At 64.2% G+C, this 583-nt stretch carries 1 pseudogene; it reads right to left on the reverse strand.

The annotated features are described in order from the left end of the window. Nucleotides 1-583, reverse strand: a pseudogene (locus A6A04_RS02250) (ferrous iron transport protein B); the annotation flags it as partial.

Here is a 583-nt window from a genome sequence, read left to right on the forward strand (position 1 = left end):
AGGGTCTTGTCCACCAGATCGGTGGCCAGTTGCACCCCGGCCTTGATCCAGTCGGTGGGAATGGCTCCCAGGCTGAATGTGGCCTCGAACATCACCCACAAGATGCCCAGAAGCAGGGGCAAGCCCAGGGTACGGTTCAGGAAGAAATCGTCGAGGATACGGGTCAGCTTGAACCCTGCGGTGGGATCGCTCTCCTGCTGGCGGACTTCGCGCAGCAGGCCGTTGGAAAAGGCGAAGCGCGCCGAGGCCAACAGGCTGGCGGTGTCTTCATCATGCTCGTGGGCCAGGGCCGATTGCTCGCCCTTGATCTCCTCGACCAGTTCGACATGGTTGCTTTCGTGGCGCAGAACCTCGTCATCGCCCTCCAGCATCTTGATGGCCAGCCAGCGCGAGCGCACCGGGCTCAGCTCCTGGGGGTGGAGCTTGGACAGATGCTGCTGGACGCGCTCGATGGCCGCCTCAAGATGGCTGTCATAGTGCAGCCGCAAAGGTGTAGCGGGGGTTGCCGAGGCCATGGCCGCCACCGCGTCCAGCAGGGCGTCGATGCCCTCCTTCTTCAGGGCGCAGGTCTCCACCACCGGCG

The organism is Paramagnetospirillum marisnigri (assembly GCF_001650715.1).
GTDB lineage: Bacteria > Pseudomonadota > Alphaproteobacteria > Rhodospirillales > Magnetospirillaceae > Phaeospirillum > Phaeospirillum marisnigri.